The organism is Mycobacterium sp. E3198, assembly GCF_001667015.1.
Lineage (GTDB): Bacteria > Actinomycetota > Actinomycetes > Mycobacteriales > Mycobacteriaceae > Mycobacterium.
In genome coordinates, this window is sequence record NZ_LZIS01000129.1 from 21,386 (window position 1) to 42,341 (window position 20,956).

The window sequence follows — 20,956 nt, forward strand, 5'->3', positions numbered from 1 at the left end:
AGCAAGCCCGCGGTGTCGGCCGATTGCCGCATCGGGATAATGCGGGCAGGGTGAGGTTCGGGCAGTTCGTGTCCAGGGGAGGCCGCATGACCAGGGCGACGTCGGGTCGCGCCGACTTCGTGACGCTGTGGAACTCGGCGACGGCGTCGAATCCGCGGGGCACCGGGAACCCCTGGAACGCGCTCTGGGCGATGATGGTCGGCTTCTTCATGATCATGGTCGACTCGACCATCGTCGTCATCGCCAACCCGACCATCAAGGCCGACCTGCACACCGGGTACGCCACCGTGGTCTGGGTGACCAGCGCCTACCTGCTGGGATACGGGGTGGTGCTGCTGGTGGCCGGGCGGCTCGGCGATCGGTTCGGCACCAAGAACCTTTACCTGATCGGGCTGGCGGTGTTCACCGCCGCGTCGATGTGGTGCGGGTTGTCGGGCAGCGCCGCCATGCTGATCGCGGCCCGCGTGGTCCAGGGCGTGGGGGCCGGGGTGCTCACCCCGCAGACCCTGTCGACGATCACCAGGATCTTCCCGCCGGAGCGGCGTGGGGTGGCGGTGAGCCTGTGGGGCTCCACCGCCGGCGTGGCCACCCTGGTCGGCCCGCTGGTCGGCGGCGCGCTGGTCGACGGGCTGGGCTGGCAGTGGATCTTCTTCGTCAACGTCCCCATCGGCGTCGCCGGGCTGGCGCTGGCGGTGTGGGGCGTTCCCGCGCTCCCGACCCAGGCGCACCGGTTCGACCTGGTCGGTGTCGCGCTGTCCGGGCTGGGCATGTTCCTGATCGTGTTCGGCCTGCAGCAGGGCCAGGCCGGCCACTGGCAGCCGTGGATCTGGGCGATGATCGTCGCCGGCGTCGGATTCATGTCGGTGTTCGTCTACTGGCAGGCCATCAACACCCGGGAGCCGCTGATCCCGCTGCAGGTCTTCGCCGACCGCGACTTCACCGTGTGCAACGCCGGGGTCGCCATCACCTCGTTCGCGACGACGGCGTTGATGCTGCCGCTGCCGTTCTTCCTGCAGGCCGGCTGCGGGCTGTCGCCCACACGCTCGGCCCTGGTGATCGCGCCGATGGCCGTCATGGGCGGTGTGCTGGCGCCGTTCGCGGGGGTGCTCGTCGACCGGTACCACCCGCGCCCGGTGCTCGGTTTCGGCTTCTCGATGATGGCGATCGGGCTGACCTGGCTTTCGTTCGAGATGTCCCCGTCGACGCCGATCTGGCGGCTGCTGCTGCCGTTCGCGGTGATCGGCGTCGGGAGCGCGTTCGTGTGGGCGCCGCTGACGGCCACCGCGACGCGCAACCTGCCCGACGACCTGGCCGGGACGGGCTCCGCCGTGTACAACTCGGTGCGCCAGCTGGGGGCGGTGCTCGGCAGCGCGGGCATGGCCGCGTTCATGACGTGGCGGATCGGCGCCGAGCTGCCGTCGGCCGCGCCGGTCGGCGACGACACCGCTTCCGCGCAACTGCCCGAGTTCCTGCGCGCCCCGTTTTCCGCCGCGATGGCGCAGTCGGTGCTGCTGCCCGCGTTCATCGCGCTGTTCGGCATCATCGCCGCGCTGTTCCTGCTCGGGTTCGCCCGCCCGGCCGGCGGCGCCGAGGCCGACGAGGGCGACGTCGTCGGCGACGACTATGACGACGACGAGTACGTCGAATTCATCCTGCTCCGCGAACCGGACGCTGGCCCCGCGCCGACCGGCCTCGCCCGCAATGGTTCTCGTGGCGCTCGGATCGAGGGCGGGCAGCCGCCGCGCCCGATGGTGGCACCGGGACACCGCTACCGCCCCGATCCGGACGAGCCGCCCGTCGGCTACGGCCGGCACTCGCCGGCCGGCTAGTCCCGCGTCAGCGCGAGGAACGCGCCCAGGTCGATCAAGCCCGCGGGTGTGCCGGGGAGATACTCGGTGAGCGACTGCGAGCGGACGATCACCGCGGCGTACTGCGCCCGGCTGACGGCCACGTTGAGCCGGTTCCGGTTGAGCAGGAACGCGATTCCGCGCGGCGCCACGTCGACCGACGACGCCGTCATCGATACGAACACCACCGGCGCCTGCCCGCCCTGAAATTTGTCGACGGTGCCGACCCGCACGGCGCCGAGCCCGGCGGACTCCAGCCGTCGGCGAATCAGCGTCACCTGCGCGTTGTACGGGGCCAGCACCAGCACGTCGGGGGTGGTCAACTTTCGGGAGCGGCGCTCGTCGGTCCACGACCGGCCGAGGATCTCGCCGATCTGCGCGACGAGGGCGTCCGCCTCCTCGGGGCTCTCGGTCGAATTACCCTGGTGGGCAACCGTTTTTACGTGCACACCGGGCTGGTAGCCGTCGAGACTACGGTTGGCGGCGCACTCGTGGGAATGCAGCCTGCCCTCGTAGCACAGCGCGGACACGGCGGCGCAGACCGCCGGGTGCATGCGGTAGGAGCGGTCCAGGAAGTAGCCGCGTTCGTCGGGCAGGGTGCGCCCGCCGTCCACCAGCCAGTCGAGCGCCGACGTGTCGACCGGTTCGGGGTGCGTTCCCTGGCTGACCTGGGGCAGCTGCTGGGGGTCGCCGAGCAGCAGCAGGTTGGCGGCCGCCGGTGCCACCGCGATGGTATTGGCCAGGCAGAACTGGCCCGCCTCGTCGATCACCAGCAGGTCCAGCGCGCCCGGCGGCACCCGGGTGGCGTTGGCGAAATCCCATGCGGTGCCGCCGATCACGCAGCCCCGGGTGCCGGTGACGAACGCCGCGTACTCGTTGGACTCGATCTCCTGCCAGCGGGGCGCGTCGTGGCCGGCGGGCTTCTTTGCGACCCGCGCCGGATCCAGGCCCGCGTCGATCACGCAGTCCAACAGGTTCTCCACCGTGGCGTGGGATTGCGCCACCACGCCGATGCGCCAGCCATGGCCGGTGACCAATCGTTCGATGACGCGCGCTGCGGTGTGGGTCTTGCCGGTGCCCGGCGGCCCGTGCACCGCCAGGTACGACGAGTCCAGATCCAGGACGGCGGCGGTGATGTCGGCGACGGTGTCGGTGCCGCGGGGCAGTGGGTTGACGCTGCGGGTGCGGGGCGCGCGGCGCAGCAGGATGTCGGCCACCGCGCTGCGCGGTAGACGCGGCAGCCCGGCGGCCACCGCTGCGGCGGTCGTCTCGATCGACTCCCGCAGTGCCGTCGTGGGGATCGGCGGGCCGGGGGTAAGGGCGAACGGCAGCTGGTGAAAGGTGTTGCCGTCGTTGCCGACGCGCTCCACGATGGTGACCTTCGTGGGCACCGCCGGGTCGTCGACCGCGACGACTTCGGCGCGGCCGGCCGCGCGCCGGTCCGGGTTGTTCGTCATGCCCGGTGGGGCCGGGGGCTCGTAGAGCGCAAAGACACCTTTCATCAGGTCACCGCGCGCCAGCTGTCCCCTGAGTTGCACCTGACGCCGCGGCTTGCGCGCGCGGGGCGGGATGTGCCAGTCGGCGTCGACCGACGCCGACTCGGCGAGGAAGACGTCGGTGTTGTCGGACCATTCCTCCACGGGAAAGTTCAGCCGGTCGAAATGGGCCCACCAGAACGGCTTGTCCTCGCGCCGGTGGTAGCCGCGGGCTGCCGACACCAGGGCCACCGCCGTCTGCTCGGCCGTACGGTTGCCGACTCCCGCGTCCCCGGCGAACGTCGACAACGTCACCGCCACCTGGTCGCGGTCGTCGACGGTGTTGCCCTCCGGAACCGGTTGGGCGCCAATCGGTACGACGCCGGACTCGTACGCCCGCAGCATCAGCCAGTTGCGTAGCTCGCGGGTCGAGCGGCAATCGTAGTGGTTGTATTCCTCGATTTCCTTGAGCACGGATGCGGCGTCGTCGTGTTCGCCGGCGGCGCGCAGGTCACAGTAGCGGGCGTAGGAGGTGATCGATTCGGCCGCCGTGGTGACGTCACCGGCGCGCAGCTGCGCCCCCATGTAGAGCGGTTCGAGCGCCTTGAGGCTGAACGACTCCGCCCCGACGCGAATGCTCTTGCGCACCAGGGGATACAGGTCGACGAGCGTGCCGCTGCGCAGCAGCTCGTCCACCTCGTCCTCGCCGACGCCGTACCGCCCGGCGAGCTTGAGGAGAGCCGTCTTTTCGTAGGGCGCGTAGTGGTAGATGTGCATGTTGGGCCGGCGCTTGCGGCGCTTTTTGACCATCGCCAGAAAATCGATGAGCGCCTTGCGTTCGTCCATCCGGTCGTGCGCCCACAGCGCGTGAAAGTTTCCCGTGGCGTCCAGGATGCCGAACAGATACTCGAGGCCCCACTCGTGGGCATCGGCCGTCCACAGCGGGTCGCCCTCGAAGTCGAAGAACAGGTCGCCGGGATCCGGTTCGGGCAGCAGGGTCAGCGGATGGGGGTCGACGAGCTCGAATTGCGGCATTCCGGTGTCGCGTTGGCGCAGTTGCAGTTTGGCCTGCGCTGTCAGCTTGTTCAGCGCCGGGGGCGCCAGGTCGGGCACCGGGCCGGCATGGTCGGCCAGGGCTGCGATCGTGGTGATGCCGGCGCCGATGAGCTTGTCCCGCTGGGCGATTCGCATGCCGGCGACCAGCAGCAAGTCATCGTTGGCGCGCAGCTGTTCGGTGCACAACGGGCAGCGAAAGCAGGCGGCCACGCCGTCGTCGTCCCAGCGCACCGGCGTGCCCGCCTCGTGGTGCTCGTCGAGCAGTCGCTGCAAATGCGCGCGCTGCGAACGGTATACGGGAATCAGGTCACCGACCCGGTAGCGCACGACGGTGCCGTCGCCCAGCTCCAGTTCGGCCTCCGGCGACACCGCAACGCCCGAATCGGCCAGCGCGTCGGCGTAGGCGGCCAGCTGCAGTAACGCGGTGACCTTGGGGGAGCGCGCCAGCTTGGTGTCGATGACCCGATAGCGGTCGGCGTCGCGCACCAGGAAGTCGGCGAACCCGACGAAGCGCCCGTCGAACATCGCGGCCTGATACACCACGGGGGCGCGGTTGGCGATGGCGCGCTGCGTCGCCTCGGCCGCGGCGGCGAGCCCGGCAACGGTGTATGCCGGGCGGCCGATCACCGCGACGCCGTCGCCGAACTCGTCGCGGAACCGGTCGAGACGCCGCCGTTCGTGCTCGGTGCCGAGCGTGGCCGTGCGGGCGAGCAGTTCGTCCTCGACGCCGACCGCGGGGCCCCGGCCGAGTTTGGCGTCGAAGTCCCTGAGCAGGGCGTACTCGCAGCGGGCGGCCGCGGCGAGGTCCGACGCGCTGTAGACGATCCTGTCGTCGGTGACGAACACAGCAGCCACAGTAGGTGAGGCGGCCGACAGTCTGGCGGAGCTGCGCCGGCCGGCCGTCGGCTCAGCGGCCGGGCGCGTTGCCGATCAGCTGGACGCCGTTGCCGTCCCAGTGGAACCGCACATCGGTGCTGAGGCCCGTGACACCGGCGGGGTAGGTCAGGGCGACGGTGTCGCCGGTTGTTTGTGCCGGATCGATCCCGGTGAACCCGTAGGTGTCGGGCACGCCCTGCGGGATGAACTGGCCGAGGTGAAAAAGCACCGCCCGGGTCGAGGGATTGCCGGCGTTGGTATTGGCCTTGATGATGATCGCCGACAGCTGAGCGCACTCGTTGTAGTTCCCGGCCAGCGGCTCGGGGTTCCAGGCCTGCTGGCTGCGCGGGTCGCGCGGCAGCTCCGAGACGACCTTCGCGATGGTTGGCGAGGCGAGGTTGACCGCGCAGGGGTCGGCCGGCGCCGGGCCACCGCCGGGCGGGGCCGCGGCAGGCGTCGGCGTGGCGGGGGCCGTGATCGACGCGGTCTCGCTGGTCGTCGTCGCCTGCGGTGTCTTGGCGACGGTCGAATCCCCGGAACCGCAGGCGGTCAGAGCCGAAAACACGACAACGGCGAGGCCCGTCAGCGCGCGATGAGTCAGCGAACACACATCGCGAAACCGTACCGTTATCGGGCCCGTCGGCGTGGCAGGCGTGGCCGAGGGTTGCCGGCTCTCCCTTGGCGAGCGTGCGCAGATGTACCGCCCACGCGGCGTGTCGCCGAGCAAACACGCACGCTCGCGATCGTGATGGGCCGCCGCGGGCCGCCGCGCTCCGGTCCGCTAAGCCCGCGATCACCACTACACTCCAAGGTGCGATGACCCTCCCCGACAGTCCCCCCGAGGCTGCCTCTCCGACGTTCGCCGACCTGCAGATTCACCCTGCGGTCCTGAAGGCAACCGCCGACGTCGGCTACGAGACGCCGACGGCCATCCAGGCGGCGACGATCCCGCCGCTGATGGCCGGGTCCGACGTCGTCGGGCTGGCCCAGACCGGCACCGGCAAGACGGCGGCGTTCGCGATCCCGATCCTGTCCAAGATCGACGTCACCAGCAAAGTGACGCAGGCGCTGGTGCTCGCGCCCACGCGCGAGCTGGCCTTGCAGGTCGCCGAGGCGTTCAGCCGCTACGGGGCGCACCTGCCGCAGATCCACGTGCTGCCGGTCTACGGCGGGTCGTCCTATGGCGTGCAGCTGGCCGGGCTGCGGCGCGGCGCGCAGGTGGTGGTCGGCACGCCGGGCCGCGTCATCGACCACCTCGAGCGGGGCACGCTGGACCTGTCCCACATCGACTACCTGGTGCTCGACGAGGCCGACGAGATGCTCACCATGGGGTTCGCCGAGGACGTCGAGCGCATCCTGTCCGACACCCCGGAATACAAGCAGGTGGCCCTGTTCTCGGCGACCATGCCGCCGGCGATCCGCAAGCTCACCAAGAAGTACCTGCACGATCCGGTCGAGATCACCGCGAAGGCGAAAACCGCTACCGCCGAGAACATTTCGCAGCGCTACATCCAGGTCTTCGGCCCCCGCAAGATGGACGCGCTCACGCGGCTTCTCGAGGTGGAGCCGTTCGAGGCGATGATCGTCTTCGTCCGCACCAAGCAGGCCACCGAGGAGGTCGCCGAAAAGCTGCGGGCGAGAGGGTTTTCCGCGGCCGCCATCAACGGCGACATCCCGCAGGCGCAGCGGGAGCGGACCATCGCCGCCCTGAAAAACGGCAGCATCGACATCCTGGTCGCCACCGACGTGGCCGCCAGAGGCCTTGACGTCGAACGCATCTCGCACGTACTGAACTACGACATCCCGCACGACACCGAGTCCTACGTGCACCGCATCGGGCGCACCGGCCGGGCCGGGCGGTCCGGGACCGCGGTGCTGTTCGTGTCCCCGCGGGAGCGCCATCTGCTCAAGGCGATCGAAAAGGCGACGCGGCAAACGCTCACCGAGGCCGAGCTACCCACCGTCGAGGACGTCAACACCCAGCGCATCACGAAGTTCGGCGACTCCATCACCGACGCGCTCACCGCCCCGGGGATCGACCTGTTCCGCAAGCTGGTGCAGGACTACGAACGCGAGCACGACGTCCCGATGGCCGACATCGCCGCGGCGCTGGCGGTGCAGTCCCGCGACGGCGAGGCGTTCCTGATGGCGCCCGAACCGCCGCCGCAGCGGCGCGAGCGCCGGGACCGCCCCGAACGGACAAGCGAAAGACCGAGGCAGCCAAGGAACTTCGCCACCTACCGGATCTCGGTGGGCAAGCGGCACAAGATCGGTCCCGGCGCGATCGTCGGCGCCATCGCCAACGAGGGCGGCCTGCACCGCAGCGATTTCGGCCACATCGCCATCGGGCCGGACTTCTCGCTGGTGGAGCTGCCGGCCAAACTGCCCAAGGCGACCCTGAAGAAGCTCGAGCAGACCCGCATCTCGGGCGTGCTGATCGACCTGCGGCCCGACCGCTCACCCGGCAAGGCCAAGCCACGCCGATGACCCTGTCCGAGGAACAGGACGCCCAGGGCGGGCTCGAGCAGGTCTCCCACGTCGATCGGGTCGCATCGCTGACCGGCATCCGCGCGGTCGCCGCGCTCACCGTCGTCGGCACCCACGCGGCCTACACCACCGGCAAGTACACCCACGGCTACTGGGGCCTGGTCGGCTCCCGGCTGGAGATCGGCGTGCCGATCTTCTTCGTGCTGTCGGGCTTTTTGCTGTTCCGCCCGTGGGTGAAAGCGGCCGCCACCGGGGGGCCGTGGCCGTCGGTGAGTCGCTATGCGCGGCACCGGGTTCGGCGCATCATGCCCGCCTACCTCATCACCGTGCTGTTCGCCTACGTGCTCTACCACTTCCGCGAGGCGGGCCCGAATCCAGGGCACACCTGGCTGGGACTGGTGCGCAACCTGACGCTCACGCAGATCTACTGCAACGGCTACCTGGGCAAGTACCTGCACCAGGGCCTGACGCAGATGTGGAGCCTGGCGGTGGAGGCCTCGTTCTACGTGGTGCTGCCGCTGCTGGCGTACGTGCTGCTGGTGCTGATCGCCCGGCGGCGCTGGCAGCCCAAGGCGATGCTGGCCACCCTGGCGGCGCTGGCGCTGATCAGCCCGGGGTGGTTGGTCCTGGTGCACACCGATCACTGGTTTCCCGACGGCGCCCGGCTGTGGCTGCCCACCTACCTGGCGTGGTTCCTCGCCGGGATGGCGCTGACGGTGCTGCAGGCGATGAAGGTGCACTGTTACGCCTTCATGGCCATCCCGCTGGCGATCATCTGCTACTTCATCGCGTCGACGCCCATCGCCGGCGCGCCCACCACCTCGCCCGCGACGCTGAGCCAGGCGATCTTTAAGACGGTGTTCTACGCCGTGATCGCCGCGCTCGCGGTGGCGCCGCTGGCGCTGGGCAACCAGGGCGCGTATGCGCGGCTGCTGGCCAGCCGGCCGATGGTGTGGCTCGGTGAGATCTCCTACGAGATCTTCCTGATCCACCTCATCACGATGGAATTCGCGATGGTCTACATCGTCCGGGCGCACGTCTACACCGGCTCGATGGGCTACCTGTTCGTCGCCACGATGGTCGTCACCATCCCGCTGGCCTGGCTGCTGCACCGGTTCACCCGGGTCAGGGACGGCTAGGTGGCCGACGGGACAGCCGTTCACCCCCGCCTGACCCTGCTCGCGGTCTGCCTCGCGGTGTTCATGTTGCTGCTCGACATGACCATCGTGTCGGCCGCGCTGGCCAACATCCAGGCCACCCTGGACGCCGACCTCAGCGGTTTGCAATGGGTGGTCGACGCCTACGCGCTGCCGATGGCCGGACTGCTGCTGACCGCCGCCACGTTGGGTGACCGGCTCGGGCGCCGACGGCTCTATCTGGCCGGGATGGTCGTGTTCACGCTGGCGTCGGCCGGCTGCGCGCTGGCCCGCGACATCGAGACGCTCAACGCGTGCCGCGCGCTGCAGGGCACGGGCGGGGCGGTCCTGCTGGGTGTCTCGCTGCCGATGGTGGCCGCGGCCTTTCCCGGCCAGCGGGCGCGAGGCATCGCGATCGCGATCTACGGCGCCGTGATGGGCGCCGGCGCCGCCGTCGGGCCGCTGCTCGGCGGGGCCCTGGTCGGGGCGTTCGGCTGGGAGTCGATCTTTTTGATCAACGTGCCGATCGGGGTCGTGGCCCTGGCGATCGCCGTCCGGTTCGTCCCGGAAACCCGTGCCGCGCAAGACCGTCCGCTCGACCTGATCGGTACGGCCGTGCTGTCGGCCGCGCTCTTCGCGGGCGTGTACGCGTTGATCGACGGCAATCGCCGCGGCTGGACCGACGGGGTGATCCTTACGCTGAGCGCCGTCGCCGTGTTGGGCCTGGCGGCATTCGGTTGGTGGGAGTCGAGGTACAGCGCGCCGATGCTTGACCTGCGCCTGGCGCGTCGCGCGGGCTTTGCGGGGGTGTCGCTCGCGGCGTTCGCCGCGGCGGGGACGCTGATCGCCGCGACCAACTACCTGGCGCTGTATTTCATGAACACGCTGGGATACAGCCCATTTCAGTCCGGGCTGCGGGCGCTCCCGCTGACCGTCGCCTGCGTGCTGGGCGCCCCGCTGGCGATGGCCGCCGCGCGCTATTTCCCCGCGTGGACGTCGATCCCGGGTGGCGTGGCGCTGATCGCGGCGGGGCTGTGGCTGATGACCGGCGTCGGGGAGAACACGCAGTGGACGCACTTCATCGCGGGTTCCGTCGTCGCCGGGCTGGGCCTGGGCGGCCTGTTCGCGTTGACGTCCGACATCGCGCTGCAATTCGTGCCGGTCGCCGATGCCGGAATGGCGACCGGCGCGGTGAGCACGGTCCGCCAGGTCGGCATCCTGGCCGGCGTCGCCGGGCTGGGAGCGTTGTTCGGTCCCCGCGCATCCGACAGCGCCACGCACGAACTGGCCCGGCTCGGCGTCGTCGGCCCCGGCGCCGCGCGCCGCCTGATCGACAGCGTGTCCGCCGGCGCGGGCCTGCGGGTGCTCGATTTCCTGCCCGCCGAATACCGCCCCGCGCTGCCGGCCATCGCCCGGGCGGCCCGCCAGGCCAGCGCCGCCGGAATGCAGGCCGCCCTCGTCGCCGCGGCCGTCGCCGCCACCGTCGCCGCGATTGCGACCGCGATCTTGATTGCCGTCGGCGCGCGTCGCCACGATGAGCCCGAAATGCCGTTTGCTGAAGGCATGTCCGTGTAACGTTCCCATCCATGTTGGGCGATGCGGTGATCATCCCCGCGACGGATAACAACCGTTACAGCGTCGTCATCTCCAGCGACCCCGCGGACATCGAGGCCGCCCAGCGGTTGCGCTACCAGACGTTTGCCGAGGAGATGGGCGCGGCGCTGCCGCAGGCCGTCCGCGGAGCGCTGAGCGGGGACATGGTCGACGTCGATCAGTTCGATCCGTACAGCGATCATCTGCTGGCCCGAGACGAGACGACCGGACAGATCGTCGGGTGCTACCGGCTGCTGCCACCCGACGGCGCCCGCGCCGCCGGTGGACTGTTCGCCGACACCACCTTCGACATCGGTGGCCTGAACGAGATCCGTGACGAGCTCGTCGAACTCGGCCGGGCGACCGTGCACGCCGATCACCGCAGCGGGGCGGTGATGGGCTTGTTGTGGGCGGGAATCCTGCGATACCAGGAGATCAGCGGCTACCGATTCGGCATCGGGTCGCTGTCGGTCCGGATGGAGGACGGCGGCCCGCGCGGCGCGCTGGTCCGGGGTGTGCGCGACGCGGCCCTGAGCAGGCATCGCGCCCCCGACCGCTACCGGGTCTATCCGCGCAACCCCGTCACCGTCAACGGGTTGAGCCTTTCCGAGCTGCCGGATCCGGGGCGGGTGCGCATCCCGCCGATGGTGCAGGGATCGCTGCGGATCGGCGGGATGATCTGCGGGGAACCCTCCTACGATCCCGACTTCGACATGGCCGATTTCGTCGTTCTGCTCGATAGGAACACAGTCCGCGAACGCTATCTGGAACGGTTGGCGCGCCCGTATGCCCATTCCTGAGAACACCGGCCTGCTGGGCGTCGGCTTCGGGCCGTCGAACCTCGCCTTGGCGATCGCGTTGGACGAGCGGGGCCTGGGTGCCGTGTTCCTCGAGCAGCAACCCGAATTCGGTTGGCACCTGGGGATGCTGCTGCCGCATGCGCGCATGCAGATTCCGTTCCTCAAGGACCTGGTGACCCTGCGAAACCTGCAGAGCGACTTCACGTTTCTCAACTACCTCCGCGAGCGCGGCCGGCTCGTCGAATTCATCGGCCAGCACACGCTGTTTCCCAGCCGGATGGAGTTTCACGACTATCTCGAGTGGGCCGCGGCGCGGGTGGCCGCCGACGTCCGCTACGGCCACCGCGTCGTCGAAATCTCCCCGGCCGAACTGGGATTCGTGGTGCGGACCGAACCCGACCGCGTCATCCATGCCGCAACGTTGGTGGTGGCGACGGGGCTGCGCCCGGAACTGCCCGCCGGCGTCGTCGACACTACCCGGCAATGGCACAGCCACCGGCTGCTCGGCAAGCTGGCCGCGCTGAACCCCTCCGCGCCAAGGCGATTCGCGGTCGTCGGTGCGGGTCAAAGCGCGGCCGAGGTGGTCGCCCACCTGCACGAGACCTATCCGCAGGCCGAGGTGCACGCGGTTTTCGCCCGATACGGCTACAGCAGCGCCGACGACACCCCGTACGCGAACCGCATATTCGACCCGTCGGCGATGGACGACATCTACTGTGCCGACGCGCAAGTGCGCGAACGACTGCTCGACTACCATCGCTCGACCAACTATTCGGCGGTCGATCCGCCGCTGATCCACGAGCTTTACTCGCGCGAGTACGCCGAGCTGGTGTCGGGTGCCCGCCGGCTGTTCATGCATAATGCTTCCGAAGTCATTGCTGCGCAGGAGTTTCCGGACAAGGTGCGCCTGACGATCTCCCGCCTCATCGATTACTCCCGGACCACGCTGGACTGCGATGCGGTGGTCTACGCGACGGGCTACGCGCCGACGGACGTGCGGTGCCTGCTGGGCGAGCTGGCCGGCCGCTACGAATTCGACCCCGACGGGCGGCCCGCCGTCACCCGGGACTATCGGCTGATACCCAAAGCGGGGGCCCCGGGCGACATCTACCTCAATGGCGGCGTCGAGCACACCCACGGCCTGTCGTCGTCATTGCTGTCGAACGTGGCGGTGCGCGCCGGCGAAATCGTCACCGCGTTCGAGACGCGGCGGCGGCTGAGGCCGCACGTCGCCTCCGCGTAGCGCAGTCACCTAGCCGCGCGCTGAAACCGGGGCCACGATCGGAACGACGAACTCCTCGATCATCGCCCGCTCGTCGGCCTCGTCCGCGCCGGGGAACATCAGCAGCGACGTGAGCACCCGCACCATCCAGCGGGCCCGGCGCTCGACGACGGCCGGATCGTCCGGGCCGAGGGAACCGACGAAGGCCGCGGCCAGGGCGGTGATCACCTCGGAGTGCCCGGCCAGCTCACCGGCGAGGGGGGGACGGCTGATGGCGAACCACGCTGACAGCGCGGGGCTTTCGCGAACCATCCGCAACGTGGCGGTCATGCTGGCGACCAGCCGCGCGCGCGGGTCCTCGATGCCGCCGATCTCGTCGGCGATCGCGCGGCCGAGCCGGCGCGTCTCGCGGTGCACGTAGGCCGTCCGCAGCGCCTCGCGGTTCTCGAAGTACCGGTACAGCGTCGCACGGGAACACCCCGCGGCCCTGGCGATTTCGTTCATGCCGATGGACGCCTGGTCGCGCTGGGTGTAGAGCTCTCCGGCCGCGTCGAGTATCCGATCGACGGCCGCCTCGCCGCGGGTCGCGGTCAGCCAGTCGGGCATCAGACGTTCAACCGAATCGGCACCGACAGCGGCCGCCGCACATAACTGCCGCCCGACCACACGATGCCGGACTCGTCGACCTCGAAATCCGGGCAACGGGACAGCAATTCGGTGAGTGCCACCCGCGACTGCATGCGGGCCGCGGCCGCGCCCAGGCAGTGATGGGCGCCGTGGCTGAACGTCAGGATGTTGCGGGGGCAGCGGGTCAGGTCGAGTTCGCCGGCGTCCGGCCCGTACTGGCGTTCGTCCCGGTTGGCCGACCCGTACAGCAGCAGGACCTTGCGGCCGGCCGGGATGGTGGTTTCGCCGATCGTCACGTCGCGGGTGGCGGTGCGCGCCAGCCCCTGCACCGGCGACGTCAACCGCAGCAGCTCCTCGACCGCATCGGGAATCAGGCCGGGGTCGTCGACCAGACGCCGCCGCTGATCGGGGCGCTCGTGCAGCAAAGGCATGGAGCCGCCGAGCATTCCGGTGACGGTGTCGTTGCCGCCGGTGACCATCGTGAACGTGAACGCCAGCACCGACAGGGTGCCGGCGATGTCGCCGTCGGAACCCACCCCGGCCGCCACCAGGTGCGAGATCGTGTCGTCCTCGGGCTCGCCGCGGCGCCGCTCGATCAGCCCGGTGAAGTAGGCCATCATCGATCCGATGGCCTCGCCGACGTTGTCCAGCGCCGCGCCGATCCCGCCGTCCGCAGTGTTTCCCGCGACGATGGTCTCCGTCCAGCCGTCGAATTGCGCCCGATCCTCCTCGGGCACACCGAGGTAGTGGGCCACCACCATCGACGGCAGCGGTTTGAACAGCTCGGTGACGATGTCGCCGCCGCCGCGGGCGCGTAGCCGCTCGATGCGCTCGACGACGAAGTCACGCACCTTGGGCTCTACCGCCTCGACCTGCCGCGGCGTGAAGCCGCGCGACACCAGCTTGCGAAACTCGGTGTGCACTGGGGGGTCCTGCATCACGAACGGTGGATTGTCTCGCAGGCCAATGAGATCCAGCTCGCCGTAGTTGACAGTCAGGCCCTGCGCCGAGGAGAACGTCTCGTGGTCACGGGCCGCCGCCCAGACGTCGGCGTGCCGGGACAGCACGTAGTAATCGTCGGCGGGCCTGCCGTCGGGAACCACGTGGTGCACCGGGTCGTGGTCGCGCAGCGCGCGGTACATCGACCAGGGGGCGGGCCAGGTGTCGGCGGTGGCGAGCCGGAACGCCGCCGGGGCCTCGTGAGACATAACCGCAGCCATGTCTCATTCGTACGACAAGTGCGGCGGCGTGTCAAGGCTCGTTCAGGGTGCGTTGAGGGCTTTGGGCGTGCGTCCAAGGCGCAAAAGCGCACAAAATCGCACCAACGGCTCACACCCAACGCCGACAGCGCACATTCAATGCACCGAACGAGCCGAACTTAGATCGCGGCGCCCGGGTTCAGGATGCCCAGCGGGTCCAGCGCGCGCTTGATGCGCTGGTTCAGCTCCATGACGTCGGGGCCCAGGTAACCGTCCAGCCAGGGTCTCTTCAACCGGCCGACCCCGTGCTCGCCGGTGATCGTGCCGCCCAGCCCGACGGCCAGGTCCATGATCTCGCCGAATGCGAGATGGGCGCGTTCGGTCATCGCGGCGTCGGCGGGGTCGTACACGATCAGCGGGTGGGTGTTGCCGTCTCCGGCGTGCGCGATCACCGAGATCATCAGGTCCCGCTCCGCCGCGATCCGCTCGATGCCGGTGACGAGCGACCCGAGCGCCGGCAGTGGCACCCCGACATCCTCCAGCAGCAGGGACCCCTTGGCCTCCACCGCGGGGATGCAGAACCGGCGCGCCGCGATGAAGGCCTCGCCCTCGTCCGGGTCGTCGGTCGAAAACACCTCCGTCGCTCCGTTTTCGGCGAACACCGCGGCGATCACCTCTGCGTCCTCGGAACCCGCGCGTCCCCGTTCGTCGGAGCCGGCCACCAGCATCGCGGCCGCCCCGCGATCCAGGTCCATCCGCAGCGTGTCCTCGACGGCGTTGATCGCCACGTTGTCCATGAACTCCAGCATCGAAGGGCGCAGGCGCGCAACGGTTCCCAGCACCGCGTCGACGGCCGCGGAGACCGACCCGAACGACGCCACCACCACGCTCGACGTGTTCTGCGCGGGCAGCAGCCGCAGCGTCACCTCCGTGACGACGCCCAAGGTGCCCTCGCTGCCGACGAACAGCTTGGTCAGCGACAGCCCCGCGACGTCCTTCAGCCGCGGGCCACCGAGGCGCACCGCGGTGCCGTCGGCCAGCACCACCTGCATGCCCAGCACGTAATCGGTTGTGACGCCGTACTTCACGCAGCACAGCCCGCCGGCGTTGGTGGCGATGTTGCCCCCGATGCTGCAGATCTCGAACGACGACGGGTCGGGCGGATACCACAGGCCGTGCTCGGCGACGGCCTTTTTCACCTCGGCGTTGAACAGGCCCGGCTGGCAGACCGCGGTGCGGGTGACCGGGTCGACGGTGATGTCGCGCATCTTTTCCGTCGACAGCACGATGCCGTCGTCCAGCGCGGTCGCCCCGCCGGACAGGCCGCTGCCGGCGCCCCTCGTCACCACCGGCACCCGGTGCGCCGTGGCCAAGCGCAGCACCGTCTGCACCTCCTCGGTGCGCCGCGGCCGGACCACGGCCAGCGGCTTGCCCGCCGCCGGGTCGAAGGCGCGGTCCTGCCGGTAGCCCTCGGTGACGGTCGGGTCGGTGACGACCATCCCGTCGGGCAGGCCGGCGATCAGCTCGGCCAGGACGTCAGCAGTCACGACCCGATCCTACGGCCCCGTCGTCGCTGTACAGTTGAGCGATTCTCCGAAAGGTCGGGTCAGAGGTGTTCGGTCGGCGAAATCTCAGCAAGGTCGGAATCCGGGCGGTTGCGGACGTCGTCGCCGCCGAGCAGTCGGCGATCTCGGTCACCGTCGGCAACCCGAATCTGGTCGGCAACACCGAGGTTCGCTGGAAGCTGGCGTTGCGGGTCACGCCCGACGCCGAGCCGCCCTTCGAGGCCAGCGTCACCGCGCTGCTACCCCAGCTGACCCGGCCGCGGCCGGGCATGCGGCTGCCGGTGCTCTACGACCCCAAGGATCACAGCCGCGTCGAAATCGACCGCCAGCCGGCCGCCACGGCGGACGCGGCGATCGACGCCGTGACCGCCGCGCGCCCCGACCTCGCCGGCGCTCGGGTCATGGGCATGCCGATGGGCGACGTCATCCGCCAGGCCATCGCCGATCCCACCGCCTTCCGCCAAGAGATGATGCGGCGCGGCGCCGAGATGCAGCAGCAGGCGCTCGGCGCGGCGCAGGCGGCGCAGGCGGCAGCCCAGCACCCTGCCGACCCGATCGACCGGCTGGAGCGGCTGGCCGCGCTGAAGGACCGGGGCCTGCTCACCGAGGAGGAGTTCGAGCAGCAGAAGCGCAAGATCCTCGGCGAGTGATCACAGCGGCGACTCCGCGGCGAACTCCGGCTTGCGGTCCAGCTCGCGCAGCGAGGGCAGGCCGCACGCGATGAGGCCGATCACCAGGATCGGCACCGCCAACGCCAGGAACGTGACCTTCAGCCCGGCGGCGTCGGTCAGCGGCCCGGCGACCAGCAGGCCCAACGGGCCGGCCGCGTAGGTCAGCCCCGTCATCACCCCGACCACCCGGCCGCGCAGGTGGCGCGGCGCACGCGTCTGCATCACGTAGTTGTAGATCGGCTGAATCGGCCCGTAGACCACGCCGGTGACCGCGCATAGCACCAGGATCACCGGCAACGGCGGCAGGAACGCGATGCCGACCGTCGCCGCGCCGAAGGTCAGCATCGCGGTCAGCACCGCCGTCCGCCGCCGGGTGCGTCCGGACACCACGGCGTAGCCCAGCGCGCCCGCCACCCCGCCGGCCCCCAACGCCATCAGCGCCCAGCCCAGCTGCGCGGGTTGGTGGCGGTCGCTGAAGTACTTGGGAAACAGCACGCTTTCCATCGGCAGGTACAGCGCCGTGACGACCAGGTCGATCAGCCCGAGCGCCCGCAGCACCCGCAGGTTCCACACGAATCGCATGCCCTCGGCGACGCCGGACACCAACCCGCCGGGCCGGGTCGCATGGTGTGGCCGGCCGGCGCCCTCGAGCCGCAGCGCCCCGATCGCCAGGAAGGACAACCCGAACAATCCCGCGGTGACCCACATCGTGTTGGTCCCGCCGACGGTGGCGATCATCACGCCGCCGATGCCCGGGCCCACGATGAACCCGAGGTTCTGGATCGCCTCGTAGATGCTGTTGGTGCGGTCCAGCGACCAGCCCGCGCGGTCGGCGGCCTCGGGCAGCATCGACTGCCGCGCCGTCATCCCCGCCGGGTCGAAACCGGCCGCGCAGAAGGCCAGCACGGCCAGCACCGCGACGCTGAGCGCCTGCGCGCCGAACAACCAGGCCGTCGCCGGCACGGCGGCCACCGCCGTCCCGGACAGCGAATCGGAGACGAGCGAGACCGGGCGGCGCCCGAAGAAGTCGACCGCCGTCCCGGCCACCAGCGTGGCGAACACCAGCGGCACCGTCATGGCGGCGGCGACCACCGACGCGTCCTTCGCGCTGTCGTGGTGCTGCAACGCCAGCCACGGGAACGCGACGATCGAGATGCCGGTACCCGCGGTCGCCACCAGGGTGGCGAACAGGATCAAAACCGCCGGGCCGCTGCTTTTCATGGGATATCGCGGCTGAATGTAGCGCCAAAGGGCTCGTCGCAGCGACCGATTTTTCGCGCTCATGCAGGATGTTCCTGTGCTCGCCCACCCGCATACCGGCCAGGAGTTCACGTCTCCGGTGGTGCCCGGCACCGGATGGCCGGGGGATCCGGCCACCCCACAGACGCCGGTGGCCGCCGACCCGACGCAGGTCGCCGCGCTGGCGGCCGGAGCCGCGTCGATCCCGGAACTGGACGCCGCGATCAGCGTCTGCCGGGCCTGCCCGCGGCTGGTCACCTGGCGCGAGGAGGTCGCCGCCGTCAAGCGCCGGGCATTCGCCGATCAGCCCTATTGGGGGCGGCCGGTCCCGGGCTGGGGATCGGAGCGGCCCTGGCTGCTGATCGTCGGGCTGGCGCCCGCCGCGCACGGCGCCAACCGGACCGGCCGGATGTTCACGGGGGACCGCTCCGGAGACCAGCTGTACGCGGCGCTGCACCGCGCCGGGCTGGTGAACCAGCCGACGAGCGTCCACGCGGCGGACGGCTTGCGCGCCAAGGGGATTCGAATCTCGGCGCCGGTGCGCTGCGCGCCCCCGGCCAACGCGCCGACGCCCGCGGAGCGGGACACCTGCTGGCCGTGGCTGCAGGCCGAATGGCGGCTGGTGTCCGAGCATGTCCAGGTGATCGTGGCCCTGGGCGGGTTCGGGTGGCAGATCGCGCTGCGGTTGCCGGGCCTGTCCGGACTGCGCAAGCCGCGGTTCGGCCACGGCGTCGCGGTGGAGCTGGAAACCGGGGTGCGATTGCTGGGCTGCTACCACCCCAGCCAGCAAAATATGTTCACCGGTAGGTTGACTCCGGAAATGCTCGACGACGTCTTCACCGAAGCGAAGAAACTGGCGGGAGTTACGTGACCGATATCCTGGTTTCCGGTGCCAGCGTGGCCGGGACGACGGCCGCGTATTGGCTTGCCCGCCATGGTTATTCGGTGACGGTGGTGGAACGCCACCCCGGGCTGCGGCCGGGCGGGCAGGCCATCGACGTGCGGGGCCCGGCGCTGACGGTGCTCGAACGCATGATGCTGCGGGCGGCCGCCGACCACGTGCGGACGCGAATCCGGGGTGCGTCCGTGGTGGACCGCGACGGCAACGAGCTGTCGGAGGACACCGAAGCCACGCCCACCGGCGGGATCATCGCCAACCCCGACATCGAGCTGCTGCGTGACGACCTCGTCGAATTGCTCTACGACGCAACGAAGCTGGACACGGAATACATGTTCGACGACAGCATCGCCGCGGTGGAGGACGACGGCACCTCGGTCAAGGTGACCTTCGAGCGCGCCGACGCGCGCACCTTCGACCTGGTGATCGGCGCCGACGGCCTGCACTCCAACGTGCGCCGGCTGGTCTTCGGCCCGGAGGCGCAGTTCATCGAGCGGCTGGGCACCCACGCGGCGATCTTCACCGTGCCGAACTTCCTCGACCTGGACTACTGGCAGACCTGGCACTACGGCGACAACACCATGGTCGGCGTCTACAGCGCGCGCAACAACACCGAGGCGCGGGCCATGGTCGGCTTCATGGAGGCCGACCTGCGGATCGACTACCGCGACACCGAGGCGGTGTTCGCCGAGCTGGAACGGCGCATGGCCGACGACGGCTGGGTCCGCCCGCAGCTGATCGAGTACATGCGGACCGCCCCCGACTTCTACTTCGACGAGATGTCGCAGATCAAGATGGACCGCTGGTCGAAGGGCCGGGTCGCCCTCGTCGGGGACGCGGGGTATTGCTGCTCGCCGCTGTCGGGCCAGGGCACCAGCGTCGCGCTGCTGGGCGCCTACATTCTGGCGGGCGAGCTCGCGGCCGCCGGTGACGACTATGAGGCCGGTTTCGCCAACTACCAGAAGGAATTTCAGGACTACGTCAAGCGCAACCAGTGGCTGGTGATCGACAACATCCCCGGGGGTGCGCCTATCCCGCAGGAGGTGTTCGACCGCATCGTCAACTCCATCACGTTGAAGGACTACTGATCGCGCTTCGGGTGTGAAGCCTGGGCTTTGGGTGTGAAGCCGCGGCGAAAAGTCGGCCGAAATCCCGCCCTGTGTTCACACCGAAAGCCGTGAGCGCACACTCACCGGGAACGTTCGAATGCCCAAAGGCGTTGACGCCATCGTGCGACTTTCCGTCCTTGACCTGGTGCCGGTGCGCACCGACCAGACCACCGGCGACGCGCTGACGGCCACCGTCGGTTTGGCGCAGACGGCCGACCGGCTGGGCTTCACCCGCTATTGGGTGGCCGAACACCACAACATGCCGTCGGTGGGGGCCACCAGCCCGCCGGTAATGATCGCTTACCTGGCCGCGCAGACCACGCACGTAAGGCTGGGCTCGGGCGGCGTGATGCTGCCCAACCACGCGCCGCTGGCGGTCGCCGAGCAGTTCGCCCTGCTGGAGGCGGCCGCGCCCGGCCGCATCGACCTGGGCATCGGCCGGGCGCCCGGCTCCGACCCGGTGACGTCGTACGCCCTGCGCGGCAGCCGGGGCGACGAAGATATCGAGAACTTCCCCGAATACCTCGACGACGTGGCCGCGCTGATGAGCGCGCGCGGCGTGATCGTGCCGCTGCGGTCGGGGGACTACCGGCTCAAGGCCACCCCGGCCGCGGCGAGCGAGCCGAGGCTGTGGCTGCTGGGCTCGTCGATGTACTCCGCGCACCTGGCCGCGGCCAAGGGCCTGCCGTACGTGTTCGCGCACCACTTCTCCGGGCAGGGGACCGAGGAGGCGCTCGAGGTGTATCGCTCCCGATTCCAGCCCAGCAAGCTCACGCCCGAGCCCGTGACGTTCCTGACGGTCAACGCCGCCGTGGCCGAAACACGTGACGAGGCAACGGCTTTGATGCTGCCCAACCTGCAGATCATGGCGCGGCTGCGCACCGGGCAGCCGCTCGGGCCGGTGCCGCTCGTCGAGGAGGCCGAAGTCGCCCAGCTGACCGAACAGCAGCAGCGCATCGTGGAAAGCGGGCTGCGCCGCGCCGTCCTCGGCACGCCCGAAGAGGCCGCCCAACAGGTGCGCGCGCTCGCCGAACGGTTCCGCGTCGACGAGGTGATGGTGCACCCGGTCGCGTCGGCCCACCTCGGCACCGACCCGGCCGCCGCGCCCGCGCGCGTGGCGACGCTGGAGCTGCTCGCCAAGGAGCTGTTCTAGCGG

Annotated in this window: 16 protein-coding genes; 10 read left to right on the forward strand and 6 right to left on the reverse strand. The window is 70.1% G+C overall.

Features of this window, described 5'->3' with window-relative positions; all coding sequences use genetic code 11:
* Positions 1 to 86 precede the first annotated feature (86 nt).
* Positions 87 to 1,829, forward strand: coding sequence for an MFS transporter (locus tag A5673_RS14855; RefSeq protein ID WP_082958747.1), 1,743 nt, complete (start codon positions 87 to 89; stop codon positions 1,827 to 1,829).
* Here the strand turns inward: A5673_RS14855 and A5673_RS14860 are convergent.
* Positions 1,826 to 5,224: a TM0106 family RecB-like putative nuclease gene (locus A5673_RS14860; RefSeq protein ID WP_068233485.1), complete on the reverse strand. Its 3,399-nt coding sequence runs from the start codon at positions 5,222 to 5,224 to the stop codon at positions 1,826 to 1,828. The two genes, A5673_RS14855 and A5673_RS14860, sit on opposite strands and share 4 nt — an antisense overlap.
* A gap of 61 nt (positions 5,225 to 5,285) precedes the next feature.
* Positions 5,286 to 5,885, reverse strand: coding sequence for an LppP/LprE family lipoprotein (locus A5673_RS14865; protein ID WP_082958750.1), 600 nt, complete (start codon positions 5,883 to 5,885; stop codon positions 5,286 to 5,288).
* Positions 5,886 to 6,070: 185 nt separating this feature from the next.
* Here A5673_RS14865 and A5673_RS14870 point away from each other — a divergent pair, with 185 nt between their 5' ends.
* Genes A5673_RS14870 through A5673_RS14890 form a run of 5 tightly spaced genes read left to right on the forward strand, consistent with a single transcriptional unit; the run spans position 6,071 to position 12,513 of the window.
* Complete coding sequence (locus A5673_RS14870) at positions 6,071 to 7,741, forward strand: DEAD/DEAH box helicase (RefSeq protein WP_068233491.1); 1,671 nt, start codon at positions 6,071 to 6,073, stop codon at positions 7,739 to 7,741.
* A complete protein-coding gene (locus tag A5673_RS14875; protein WP_068233493.1) occupies positions 7,738 to 8,880 on the forward strand; it encodes an acyltransferase in 1,143 nt (380 codons plus the stop codon). The genes A5673_RS14870 and A5673_RS14875 overlap by 4 nt, the downstream gene beginning before the upstream one ends.
* 30 nt (positions 8,881 to 8,910) lie before the next feature.
* Complete coding sequence (locus A5673_RS14880) at positions 8,911 to 10,452, forward strand: DHA2 family efflux MFS transporter permease subunit (protein WP_082958751.1); 1,542 nt, start codon at positions 8,911 to 8,913, stop codon at positions 10,450 to 10,452.
* Positions 10,453 to 10,463: 11 nt separating this feature from the next.
* Positions 10,464 to 11,270 carry a GNAT family N-acetyltransferase gene (locus tag A5673_RS14885; protein WP_068233494.1) on the forward strand — a complete coding sequence of 269 codons (807 nt, stop codon included), beginning with the start codon at positions 10,464 to 10,466 and terminating at the stop codon, positions 11,268 to 11,270.
* Positions 11,271 to 11,280: 10 nt separating this feature from the next.
* On the forward strand, positions 11,281 to 12,513 hold the full coding sequence (locus A5673_RS14890; RefSeq protein WP_082958752.1) for a lysine N(6)-hydroxylase/L-ornithine N(5)-oxygenase family protein: 1,233 nt from the start codon (positions 11,281 to 11,283) through the stop codon (positions 12,511 to 12,513).
* 9 nt (positions 12,514 to 12,522) lie between these two features.
* Here the strand turns inward: A5673_RS14890 and A5673_RS14895 are convergent, their stop codons facing one another.
* The 3 genes from A5673_RS14895 to A5673_RS14905 form a co-directional block, all read right to left on the reverse strand.
* Positions 12,523 to 13,098, reverse strand: coding sequence for a TetR/AcrR family transcriptional regulator (locus A5673_RS14895; RefSeq protein WP_068233500.1), 576 nt, complete (start codon positions 13,096 to 13,098; stop codon positions 12,523 to 12,525).
* Positions 13,098 to 14,339, reverse strand: a complete 1,242-nt coding sequence (locus tag A5673_RS14900; protein ID WP_197518386.1) for a cytochrome P450 — start codon at positions 14,337 to 14,339, stop codon at positions 13,098 to 13,100. The genes A5673_RS14895 and A5673_RS14900 overlap by 1 nt, the downstream gene beginning before the upstream one ends.
* Before the next feature lie 158 nt (positions 14,340 to 14,497).
* A complete protein-coding gene (locus A5673_RS14905) occupies positions 14,498 to 15,865 on the reverse strand; it encodes an FAD-binding oxidoreductase (protein WP_068233509.1) in 1,368 nt (455 codons plus the stop codon).
* A gap of 65 nt (positions 15,866 to 15,930) precedes the next feature.
* On the opposite strand from A5673_RS14905, the gene A5673_RS29555 reads away from it, so the two are divergent.
* Positions 15,931 to 16,533 carry an SHOCT domain-containing protein gene (locus tag A5673_RS29555; protein ID WP_068233515.1) on the forward strand — a complete coding sequence of 201 codons (603 nt, stop codon included), beginning with the start codon at positions 15,931 to 15,933 and terminating at the stop codon, positions 16,531 to 16,533.
* Here A5673_RS29555 and A5673_RS14915 read toward each other — a convergent pair whose 3' ends face one another.
* Entirely contained in the window at positions 16,534 to 17,775 is a 1,242-nt protein-coding gene (locus tag A5673_RS14915) for an MFS transporter (RefSeq protein WP_068233519.1), read from the reverse strand.
* A 61-nt stretch (positions 17,776 to 17,836) separates the two neighbouring features.
* Here A5673_RS14915 and A5673_RS14920 point away from each other — a divergent pair, with 61 nt between their 5' ends.
* The 3 genes from A5673_RS14920 to A5673_RS14930 all read left to right on the forward strand — a co-directional run bounded on the left by A5673_RS14920 (position 17,837) and on the right by A5673_RS14930 (position 20,953).
* The gene (locus A5673_RS14920; RefSeq protein WP_068233521.1) at positions 17,837 to 18,664 is read left to right on the forward strand and encodes a uracil-DNA glycosylase; all 828 of its coding nucleotides are present in this window, start codon (positions 17,837 to 17,839) and stop codon (positions 18,662 to 18,664) included.
* Complete coding sequence (locus tag A5673_RS14925) at positions 18,661 to 19,779, forward strand: FAD-binding protein (protein WP_068233529.1); 1,119 nt, start codon at positions 18,661 to 18,663, stop codon at positions 19,777 to 19,779. Before A5673_RS14920 ends, A5673_RS14925 begins: the two co-directional genes overlap by 4 nt.
* Before the next feature lie 142 nt (positions 19,780 to 19,921).
* Positions 19,922 to 20,953, forward strand: coding sequence for an LLM class flavin-dependent oxidoreductase (locus A5673_RS14930; protein WP_068233566.1), 1,032 nt, complete (start codon positions 19,922 to 19,924; stop codon positions 20,951 to 20,953).
* Positions 20,954 to 20,956: the final 3 nt, after the last annotated feature.

Bases quoted from the DNA above. Each gene is read 5' to 3' on its own strand.
- A5673_RS14870 (WP_068233491.1), top strand. From the start codon at position 6,071: ATGACCCTCCCCGACAGTCCCCCCGAGGCTGCCTCTCCGACGTTCGCC.
- A5673_RS14855 (WP_082958747.1), top strand. From the start codon at position 87: ATGACCAGGGCGACGTCGGGTCGCGCCGACTTCGTGACGCTGTGGAAC.
- A5673_RS14920 (WP_068233521.1), top strand. From the start codon at position 17,837: ATGCAGGATGTTCCTGTGCTCGCCCACCCGCATACCGGCCAGGAGTTC.
- A5673_RS14875 (WP_068233493.1), top strand. From the start codon at position 7,738: ATGACCCTGTCCGAGGAACAGGACGCCCAGGGCGGGCTCGAGCAGGTC.
- A5673_RS14915 (WP_068233519.1), bottom strand. From the start codon at position 17,775: ATGAAAAGCAGCGGCCCGGCGGTTTTGATCCTGTTCGCCACCCTGGTG.
- A5673_RS14900 (WP_197518386.1), bottom strand. From the start codon at position 14,339: ATGGCTGCGGTTATGTCTCACGAGGCCCCGGCGGCGTTCCGGCTCGCC.
- A5673_RS14885 (WP_068233494.1), top strand. From the start codon at position 10,464: ATGTTGGGCGATGCGGTGATCATCCCCGCGACGGATAACAACCGTTAC.
- A5673_RS14895 (WP_068233500.1), bottom strand. From the start codon at position 13,098: ATGCCCGACTGGCTGACCGCGACCCGCGGCGAGGCGGCCGTCGATCGG.